Below are 8,519 nucleotides of genomic sequence, written 5' to 3'. Positions count from 1 at the left end.
GCACCGACCGCCGTGCTGCCGTCGGCATTGACGCGCGCATTGCTGCCGATGGCGGTGTCGTTGGGGCCGTGCGCATAGGCGCTGCCGCCGATCGCGGTACCGGTCACGTGGTTGGCCACTGCCGCGGTGCCGACTGCCGTCGAGGTTGCTGCCGGCGTGATGCTGCCGACCACTGCTGCCGTCGGGGTGCCTTGCACGCCGGCAGTCGCGGTGGCGACGTTGCTTGCTGCATCGCTGGCAGCGGGTGCAGCGACCGCCGGCACCGTGGCGGTACGCAGCGAGGTGGTGCTGGCAACCGCAGTGCCGCCACGTGCATCCAGTTGGGTGACCTTGGTATCCAGCGCCGTCAGGGCCGCGCCCACGTTGTTGTAGCTGGCGCCCTGAATCACGTAGGTCGGCGCAACGAACACGCCTTGTGCGCCGATCGCCGCGCCGCCGCCGAGGAAGCTGGCGGCATTGCTGAGCGACTGGAACAGCTGACCGCCGTTGATCGCGTCGAGACTGGCATCGGCAATCGCGCCGGCGCCCACGTTGACGATGCGGCGCGTGGCCGGACCGCCGCGGCCATTGCCGCTGCCCACCGAGACCGTGTTGGCCTCGTACGTACGCGACCCCGAGCCCAACGCCACCGAATCGGCGCCGGTGGCGCCGGCATTGGCACCCAGGGCGACGCTGTTGACTGCGCTCTGGCGGACGAAGGAGTTGTAGCCCAGCGCCACGCTCTTCTCGCCAATGGCGTTGGTCTGCTGACCCATCGCGGTGCTGTTCGTGCCGCTGGCGCTGCTGTCCACGCCCACCGCACTGGCACCTGCGCCGCTGGCACTGCTGCCGGAGGCAATGGCGACACTGCGTGCACCGCTGGCGGTGGCGCCGGCACCTGCGGCGGTCGCGCGATCACCGGTGGCCACAGCCACGCCGGTACCGGTGGTCTTGACCATGCCACTGGTGGTTTGCACATCGGCCGCCAAGGCATCGAGCTGCCCCTTGTTGACGGCATCGCTGGCGGCCTGGCCGTCGCTGACATTGACGATGCGACGCGTCGCCGGACCGCCGCGACCATTGCCGCTACCCACCGACACCGTGTTGGCGTCGTAGGTGCGCGAGCCCGAGCCCAAGGCCACCGAATCGGCACCGCTGGCACCGGCGTTGGCACCCAGGGCCACTGCATTGGCGCCGCTTTCGCGCACGAAGGAGTTGTAACCCAGCGCCACGCCGTTTTCGCCGATGGAATTGGTCTGACGGCCCATCGCGGTGCTGTTCACGCCACTGGCGCTGCTGTCCACACCCATCGCACTGGCACCGGTTGCCGAGGCGCTGCTGCCGGAGGCAATGGCGACGCTGCGTGCGCCGGTGGCGACAGCGCCGGAGCCGGCGGCAGTGCTGCGCTCGCCGGTTGCGGTGGCTACTGCATCGCCGGTGGTCTTGAACTTGCTGCTGGTGTTCTGCACATCGGCCGACACTGCATCCAGCTGGCCTTTGTTGACCGCATCGGTCGCCGCCTGACCATCGCTGACATTGACGATGCGACGCGTCGCCGGACCGCCGCGACCGTTGCCGCTACCGATGGACACGGTGTCGGCTTCGTAGGTGCGCGAGCCCGAGCCCAAGGCCACCGAATCGGCACCGGTTGCGCCGGCATTGGCACCCAGGGCCACGCCGTTGACCGCGCTCTGGCGAACGAACGAGTTGTAGCCCACCGCGACCGCGTTTTCGCCGATCACATTGACCTGACGACCGACACCGGTGCTGTTGACGCCGGTGGCCGACGCATCCACGCCGATCACGCTGGCGCCGACCGCATCGGCGCGGCTGTTGCCGCCCAGTGCGAGCGTGTTGTTGGCCAACGCCGCAGCGCTCTGACCCAATGCGGTGGCATTGGTGCCGTCCGCATACGAGTTCCAGCCGATCGCGGTGGTGTAGTCGGCGGTTGCCCACGCACCCGCGCCGAAGGCGGCCGCGCCGGTTCCCGAGGCACGCGCCGGGATGAAGCCGAAGAACGTGCTGCCGCCGACCGCAACGCTTTCGTCGCCGGTGGCTTCGCTGAACTCACCCACGGCCACCGCGCTGGCGCCGGAAGCCAGCGATGCGGCACCGACGGCGGTGCTGTAATCGCTGGACGCCACCGCGCCGTACCCCAATGCCGACGACAGCCGGCCGCTGGATTCGCTGTAGCCGCCAAATGCCGCACTGCCGACGTTGGAGGCCGCACTGCGGAAGCCTGCAGCGGTGGCCTGGTTGTCCGATGCCACTGCCTCGCTGCCGAGCGCAGTGGTGTAGGTGGAACTTGCCTGCGCACCCGCACCGTTCGCGGTGGCACCGATATCGCCGGCCAGCGCATTACTGCCGAACGCGCTGCTGTTTTCGGCCAACGCCTGCGCGTTGCTGCCCACCGCTGCGGCACTGGTGCCGCTGGCCAGCGCGTTCAGGCCGACGGCGGTGGCCGCATCGGCAACCGCCTGTGCACCGGCGCCCAATGCAGTGGTGCCGGTACCGGTGGCATTGGCGCCCTCGCCTGCGGCCAATGCGTTATCGCCTTCGACGTACGCGCCGGCATCGCTGTCGTCGCTGCCGCTGGCCTGGAAGTACTTGCTGGTGGCTGCACCGGCTTCGGCAACCGCGTTGAGCTGGTCCAGATTCACCGCATCGGTGCCCTGGGTACCGGCCGCCACGTTGGTGATCTGGCGCTCGTTGCCGGCGCTGCCCACCGACACCGCAAAGTCGCGGTCGGCGACCGAATCGGCGCCCAGGGCCACGCTGCTTTCGCCGGTGGATTCGGCAAAGTTGCCCAGCGCGGTGCTGTTGAGGCCCGGTGCCCACGCGGCGCCACCCACGGCGGTGGAGAAATCGCCGGAGGCTTCGGTCGGCAACAGGCCGAGCAAGGCGCCGCCGACCGACACGCTGTTGTAGCCGCTGGCCACACTGCCCTGGCCGGCGGCAACGCTGTAGGCGCCGGTGGCGGTCGCATCGCTACCCACGGCGAGCGTGTTGGAGCCGCTGGCGGTGCTGAAGTTGCCCAGCGCGGTGCTGTTGAAACCGCTCGCGGTGGAATAACCGCCGACCGCCGTGGCGTAATTGGCCGTCGCCTGTGCGCCGAAGCCGAGTGCCGCGGCGGTGGTGCCATCGGCGACGCTTTCTGCGCCGATGGCCGTGGCCGACTCGCCGCTGGCGCTGGCGAAGTAACCCATCGCGGTGGATTCGCTGCCCTGCGCCTCGCTCAGCGCGCCGACCGCCAGCGATCCATCGCCATACGCGCCGGCCGCTGCACCGAGCGCGGTGCTCTGCGCGCCGGCCGCTTCGCTCTCGCCACCCACGGCCACGGCATAGTCGCCGCTGGCCTGGCTGAAGGCGCCGTTGGACACACTGCCGAAGCCGCTGGCGGCTGCGTTGTAACCGGCGGCATTGGCGTACTGCGCCGTTGCGCTGGCGCCGCTGCCGATGGCCACCGCACCGATCGCGGTGGCGTTGCTGCTGGCGCCGAATGCGCTGCTGTAATCGCCATCGGCGGTGGCATCGGAGCCGGCGGCGGTGGCATCTTCGCCCTGCGCGAACGCGGTGCCTTCACCGGTACCGGCATACAGGCGCGCGGTGGTTTCGGCGGTGCCGGCCACGGCGTTGAGCTGATCCAGATTCACCGCATCGGTGCCTTCGGTACCGGCAGCGACATTGGTGATCTGACGCTGGCCATCCACGCTGCCCACCGACACCGTGTTGGCGCGGTCGGCAACCGAGTTGGCACCCAGTGCCACGCTGTTGTCGGCCGACACGCTCGTCGATGCGCCTACGGCAACCGAACCGTTGCCCAGCACGATGGCGGTGTCGCCGATTGCAACCGAGGCATCGCCACCTGCGGCCGAGGTGATGCCGACAGCCACGCTGCCCGTGCCATATGCGGTGCTTTCCGCGCCGATCGAGGTGCTGGTGTCGCCGAACGCCACGCTGGCAAAACCCAGTGCGGTGGATTCAAGCCCGTTGCCGATGCTTTCGAAACCGACCGCAGTGGCACCGCGACCGAAGGCCACGCTGGTGCTGCCAAGTGCAGTGCCGTAGAACCCCGACGCGGTGCTGTCTGCGCCCAGCGCCGTGGCGTAGCGGTCGCTGGCGATGCTGTTGAAGCCGACCGCCGTGGCGTTGTTGACGTTCGCAACTGCACCGCTGCCCACGGCCGTGGTGTTGATGTCCGATGCAATGCTGCTGGAACCCAGCGCAGTGCTGTAATCGGCCAGCGCCGACGCATTGGAACCTGCCGCGACGCTGTCCACGCCCTCGGCGATTGCAGCGCCCTCACCGGTGGCCACGAAGGTGCGTGCGGTGGTGGAGGCGACATCGGAGACGGCGGTGAGCTGATCGAGATTGACCGCATCGGTGCCTTCGGTACCGGCAGCGACGCTGGTGATCTGACGTTCTGCGCCGGCCGCGCCAACCGACACGGTATCGGCGCGCGTGGCGACCGAATTGGCACCCAGCGCCACCGAGTTGGCGCCGCGTGCGGTGCTGTAGTAACCCAGCGCCGTGCTCAGCTCACCGCTGGCCCAGGACTCCGGACCGACTGCGGTTGCGCCTTCGCCAGGTGCGTAGGCGAAGTAGCCCACCGCAGTGGCCTCGGTTCCCGACGCCTCGCTCAGCGTGCCGACGGCGGTGGTGTAGCTGCCCGATGCGATCGCACCGGCGCCCAGCGCCGTGGACGCCTCGCCGCTGGCCTGGGTCTGCACGAAGAAACCCAACCCGGGAATCAGATCCACCGGACCGCCCACGGCGGTGCTGCTGGTGCCGCTGGCGCTGGTCTGGGTACCGACAGCAGTGGCGTAATCGCCACCGGCGTTGGCCACCGCACCGAATGCCGAGGCCTGGGCACCGGCGGCATACGCGCCGACGCCGAACGAGGACGCCGCGAACCCATCGGCATTGGCGCTGGCGCCGACCGCCGTTCCGCCAACACCGGCGCTGGTGGCACCGGTGGTGACCGGCACGCCGCCATTGGTGACCAACGGCTGGCCATCTGCGTCGACCGCAGCGCCACCTACGGCCACGCTGGCCGGGCCATTGGCCTGTGCGTTATGGCCGAACGCTGCGCTGTTCTGGCCGGAGGCCAGTGCGTTGGCACCCACGGCCGTCGCGTTCTCGGCGACGGCATTGGCACCGGTGCCGAGCGCGGTGGTTGCGGTACCGACGGCATTGGCGGCATTGCCTGCGGCCAATGCGCTATCGCCCTCGACATAGGCGCCGACGCTGTCCTCGCCAGGGCTTGCCTTGAAGAACAGCGCGGTGTCTTCGGCCACATCGGCCACATCGCGCAGCTGCGCCACGTTGACCGCATCGGTGGCGTTGATGCCCGCGCCGACGTTGGTGATGCGGCGCGTTGCAGGGCCACCGCGCCCATTGCCGCTGCCGACCGACACCACGTCGTCTTCGTGAGTGCGCGAGCCTGCGCCCAGCGCGACCGAATTGGCACCGGTGACGCCGGCATTGGCGCCCAGCGCCACACCGTTGACGCCGGCCTGACGCACGAAACTGTTGTAGCCGATGGCCACGGCGTTTTCGCCAATCGCGTTGGTCTGGCGACCGATCGCACTGCTGTTCACGCCGCTGGCGCTGCTGTCGGCGCCGGTGGCGACGGCGCCGGTGGCGCTGGCCTTGCTGCCGGCACCGATGGCGGTCGCCTTGGCGGCAGGTGCGGAGGCGCCGCGGCCGACTTCGACCGACTGCGCGCTGGCGGGAAGCGGGGCGGCCAATCCGGCGCCACCGAGCGCAAGTGTGATGGCGGCGGCCAGTGCCAGGCTTTGGCGGCGGTCGATGAGCGAGGCTGGAGCAACGGCTCCGGGGCTGTCACCGCTGGCCAGTTCCGAGGCCACGGCCCACACGCCCAATGATTTGTTCCAGACCTTGCGATAAATCCGATTCATCGACGTACGACTCCTGAGTTGTTGGGACTGGTTTTTGGCGAGCGCCCACCCTTGGAAGGCCTTTCGGCCACGCGATTGCCCGTGGTTGTGCGCGCTATGGGCCTTGCGGCGATGGGCGGCTTGCGCCTGCACCCTGGGATAGTCAAAAAGTGAACGCTACCCAACCATAGAACTGCGCAAAGTGTTAACAGCCGTCAAATCAGGCGTCAAGTTTTTGACAGAAAGCGAAGATAAGAGTGTTTTCCGTCACACTTCTGCTTGCTTTTATTAGATTTTTGATAATTGTTTGGAAAACAGCGACCTAGATCATGTCTCGCAAGACATTTCAAAGCTGAATAGCCATGTCCGTGACGGACAAAAAAGCCCGCTGGCGAGACGCCAGCGGGCTTGGTTGCGCAAAAACGTAGCAGCAATGGGGTCACATGGCGGGTCAGTCCCCCGCCGGCCAGCCCCTGTTGCCTGGCCGGCTCGCCGGCGTCGGCGCCGGATGCCGTTGCGCCAAGGAAATGACGACCACGCCTGGCACCAATGCCAGGCGTCGACTCATTGGCGCGCCAGCAGACTCACGCCATCGAAGCTGGCCCCCTCCAGTTTGAGCACGTAGGTGCCTGCGCGCGGTGCAGTGAAGCGCACCGTCTGACTGGTGCCGCTACGCCTGGAGGCGCCGTCGTTGTCGTCGGCACTGGGGACGCGCCCGAGCGCCACGTACAGCGACGCCTGACCGCTGCCACCGAAGCTGAGAAAGCTCAGCACCTGGCCTGCGGACGCCTCAAAGGTGAACACGCCCGCATCCCCGGCTACATTGGACACGCCACGCTGGACCGTGCCGTTTCGCAAGGTCTGGGCGTCCAGCGTGCAACCCAGGTCATCGGCATCGCAACGCCGCAGTGCGCGCGCGACCGCCGCACCCGCGTCCACGATGCCGGCACCGGCCGGGGTTGCCGCAGGCGGCGGCACCGGGAATGTCCGCGCGCTGCGCTTGAGCAGATTTTCCAGTGCCGCCGGCGACAGCGGCGCCTTGCCATCGGCAATCAACGCGCTTTGCACCAACGCCGCCACGCCAGCCACATGCGGCGAGGCCATCGAGGTGCCGGCAAACGTGCTGCCGCCGTAGGTGTATTGCCCCGAGGTCGGAGTGGTTTTGCCGGTGTAGAACGTCTGCCAGATGAAACTGCGGATCGGGCCATCGTCGGTGGCAAAGAACTGCGAGCTGCCGCCGGGCCCGGCCAGATCGACCTGACGGCCGAAATTGCTGTAATCGGTCAGCCCGCCGGTCGAGCGCGTGGCCGCCACCGCGATCACATTGGCGCAATTGGCGGGGCTGGAGGTCGACACGTCCGAGGCCTCGTTGCCTGCCGCAACCACCACCGTGGTGCCGCGCGATACCGCACCGTTGATCGCTGCCTGGGTCGCTGCATCGCAGGCCCCGCCGCCGCCCAGGCTCAGGTTGATCACTTCGGCAGGATCGCGGTTGTCCGGCACACCGTCGACATGCCCACCGGACGCCCAGACGATGGCGTCGCTGATGTCCGAGCTATAGCCGCCGCAATGCCCGATGACGCGCACCGGAAGAATCTTCGCCTTGTTGGCGACGCCGGCTCCGCCGATTCCGTTGTTGGTGAGTTCGGCAACGGTGCCGGCCACATGCGTACCGTGCCAGCTGCTGTCGGCGGCGAGCGAGAAAATACCGCAATCGCCATCCTGTTCGACCCAGTCGCCGCGATCCAGCCCGCCTGCTGCGCGCGCATCGCTGTCGCGCCGCGAGACGAACGCATCGGTGATGAAGTCATAGCCGGCCAGGACGTTGCCTGCCAGATCCGGATGGCCGGGCAGGATGCCGGTATCCAGCACGGCCACCACCACGCCTTCGCCGTGCGTGCTGCTCCAGGCCGGGGCGACATTGATGCCACCCACCGGGTCGAGCAGATGCCACTGGTTGGTCTGCAGCAGCGGGTCGTTGGGCAACGTGCCGCCGGTGGTTTGCAGCGGATACATGCGTCGATCGACCTGTGCAGATTCCACTGCAGGATCGGCCGCCAATGCCTGCACAAGTCGATCGGCATCGGCACGACCGAGCTGGGCGGGCAGCCGGATCAATTCACCGCCCACCGCCAGCGTGCGCAGATACGCAGGCGCCACAGCGCCGCCCGCACGCGCAGCCGGTGCCAGGCGGATCGAGGCACGCGCTGCCGCCGCGCTGATCGTCATCGACGCACTGCGCCCCACATCGCGCGCAGCCACGCGCCCGGCGCGATATTTGACGATGATTCTGTTGACCGGCGCGTCGGCCATGGCCTGTCGACGCTGGGCGCCAGCCGCTGCCGGATCGCGTGTCGCCGCGCCGACCACCCTGATGCCAAGGGACAGCAGACATGCACAGCAGACGAGTGCAACGATGCGAGAAGAAAAGTGCTGGATCACGATGGAGTTCCTTCAAGGTGGATGCAACGACAAGGACGGGGAAAGCGCAGCCCGGCGTCAGGCCGCGCGTTTGGATACAAGCGCGCACGCTGTTGCTGAGGGTTACCAGCCGAAACCGGCACCCACGCCGATCGAGCTGTCGTCGCCGCTCAGCGCACCGCCCACGGTCAACGTGGCACGCGGGCTGATCGCACGCTG

The 8,519-nt window shown here is 68.3% G+C and carries 2 protein-coding genes and 1 pseudogene; all 3 read right to left on the bottom strand.

What is annotated here, in order from left to right; genetic code table 11:
* Positions 1-5,900 (bottom strand): ESPR-type extended signal peptide-containing protein (locus Y887_RS00480; RefSeq protein WP_046962483.1); only part of this gene is annotated, 5,900 nt, incomplete at its 3' end.
* 543 nt (positions 5,901-6,443) lie between these two features.
* Complete coding sequence (locus Y887_RS00475; RefSeq protein WP_502362095.1) at positions 6,444-8,297, bottom strand: S8 family peptidase; 1,854 nt, start codon at positions 8,295-8,297, stop codon at positions 6,444-6,446.
* Positions 8,298-8,423: 126 nt separating this feature from the next.
* Positions 8,424-8,519 (bottom strand): annotated as a pseudogene (locus Y887_RS21515) (adhesin); the annotation flags it as partial.

This window comes from Xanthomonas pisi DSM 18956 (assembly GCF_001010415.1).
In the GTDB taxonomy this organism is placed as follows: Bacteria; Pseudomonadota; Gammaproteobacteria; order Xanthomonadales; family Xanthomonadaceae; genus Xanthomonas; species Xanthomonas pisi.
This window is presented reverse-complemented; position numbering and strand designations above follow the sequence as displayed.